2 protein-coding genes are annotated in these 2,201 nt (G+C 24.0%); both read right to left on the bottom strand.

The genetic code is table 11. The features are described 5' to 3' along the window. Positions 1–185 precede the first annotated feature (185 nt). Positions 186–1,136: a GDP-mannose 4,6-dehydratase gene (locus ACTT9D_RS07245; RefSeq protein ID WP_440931112.1), complete on the bottom strand. Its 951-nt coding sequence runs from the start codon at positions 1,134–1,136 to the stop codon at positions 186–188. Beyond that, positions 1,124–2,201: glycosyltransferase family protein (locus ACTT9D_RS07240; RefSeq protein WP_440931111.1), on the bottom strand; the 1,078-nt coding region annotated here is incomplete at its 5' end. The genes ACTT9D_RS07240 and ACTT9D_RS07245, both read right to left, overlap by 13 nt.

The following is a 2,201-nucleotide window of genomic DNA, read 5'->3' as shown; positions in this document are numbered from 1 at the left end:
TTCAATATTTGGAAATAAAAAACTAAATTTGTAATTTACATTAGATAAAAACATAATTATTTCATCATCGTAATGTTTGCATAAAATACGATTTAAAGCTTTATGAGAAACAAAAAGATCCCCTGTCCTATCATTCTTGAGAATTAATATTTTTTTTTTCAATTTAAATATTTTTTTTTAATTTTTTACTTAATATCGGAATCAACCATTTCATTAACTAATTGTTTAAAAGAATATTTTGGTTTCCATTTCAAAATTTTTTTAGCTTTAGAAAAATCAGCTCTTAGTATTGAATTTTCTTTATTTCTAAATAATTTTTTATCAATTTTAACATATTTTTTATAATTGAGATCAACTCTTTTAAAAGCTAACTTTATGAAATCTTTAACAGTATGAATCTTACCACTTCCTATGACAAAATCTTGAGGTTTTTTTTGTTGAAGCATCTTCCACATAGCTTCAACATAATCCTTAGCATGACCCCAATCTCTTTTTGCATTAATATTTCCTAATTCAATTTTTTTTTTTTTATTTTTAAGTATTAAAGCTAAATTATAAGTTATTTTTCTTGTCACAAATTCTATATTTCTTCTTGGAGACTCATGATTAAATAAAATCCCAGAGCAAGCAAAGAGATTATAAGCTTCTCTATAATTTTTAGTTAGGTGATAACCGGTAACTTTCGAAATACCATAAGCAGATCTTGGATTAAATTTAGTTTTTTCATTTTGTGGGGATTCGATTGGATTGCCAAATAATTCCGATGAAGCTGCAAAATAAAATTTAGTATTTGGTGAATATTTTTTTATTGAAGAAAGTATGTAATGTGTGCCATTTATATTTGGATTTAATTTAAAAAATTCATCTTCGAATTTATAATTTACAAAACTTTGAGCAGCAAGATGATAAAATTCATTCGGTTTTATTTCTTGAATTAATGTTCTTATTTTTTTTGAATTGTTAATATCAATTTTTTTAAAAAAAATATTTTTTTGAATTGATTCTAAATTTTTAAGATTTATTTTTTTTTTTGGGTTTAAAATTCCATAAATCTTATATTTTTTTTTTAAAAGAAGCTCAGCTAAATAAGAACCATCTTGTCCACCAATTCCAGTTATTACTGCTATTTTGCCCATATAAAATTATTTTTGGTTTTTACATCAAGAATTTCTTTTATCATATAATCAGCTACTTTTGTTGAATTCAAATGCTTAAAATAAAAATCTCTACCTCGTTTAGCTAGTTTTATTCTTTCTGATTTATCCTTCTTATATTTATTAATTTTATAAGCAAGATCATCAATATTTTTATAGAAAATAACCTCATTTTTAGAAAAAATTTCTTTTAAGTAAGTTTTGTCGTCTATAAATGTTAAAAGTCCATTGCCTACTAATTGAGCAATTCTATCACTACTATAATATTTAACAGGTTTACCTCTACTTAAATTTAAACCCATTGTAGAATTTGAAATTTTTTCAAGAAATTGATCTGCCCATATTGGTTGAATATTATTCATTCCATAAATATCAAATTTTATATTTGGATTGTCAGATATCAATTTGTTTATAATTCTTTCTCTGTCATCGTGTTTACCTTTCTTTAATTGACCTCTATGAACACCATGACTCATTGCAAAAAATAAATCATTTTCGCATTCTTGAGTATAATTCTTTAGAACTTCAAAAGATTCATCGACCGGGTTTGGTATAAAGTAACTGTTTTTAATTTTGAAATCTAAACTTTTTGGATCAGATGTTAAGAAAGTCTTATCAATATAATCAGTTTTTTCAGTAATTCTTCTCTTATTATTTTTGTAATCAGGTCCATATCTACCTAAGGGGTCCAAAAACCATTGACTAATTAAAGTTTTTTGGTTTTTCAAAAAATTTAAAGTTTCAAGTGTTACAGAGTCCGCATGCCCCAGCATAATTATATCTGGCTTAAAATTTTTATAATTTTCAATAATTATTTTTTGTAAAGATTTTGATCCATTATAATCTGCAATTCCTTTTTTTTGATTTAGTATATCTCGGTCACTAATTGTAATAACATTATGACCTAATCTTACGAGACCATTATTAATACGTCGACCAGTATTGTAATGAAGTCTACCATTAAATCTATAATTAAAATTTGTAATATGCATAACTCTCTGTTTATGAAATTTTTTTATATAAAAATTATATTCAAGAAAATTTTTT

This window comes from Candidatus Pelagibacter sp. (assembly GCF_052049815.1).
Taxonomy (GTDB): Bacteria; Pseudomonadota; Alphaproteobacteria; order Pelagibacterales; family Pelagibacteraceae; genus Pelagibacter.
Note: the sequence above shows the minus strand (reverse complement) of the source record. Positions and strands in the feature narration are given on the sequence as shown.

Bases quoted from the DNA above. Each gene is read 5' to 3' on its own strand.
- ACTT9D_RS07245 (WP_440931112.1), bottom strand. From the start codon at position 1,136: ATGGGCAAAATAGCAGTAATAACTGGAATTGGTGGACAAGATGGTTCT.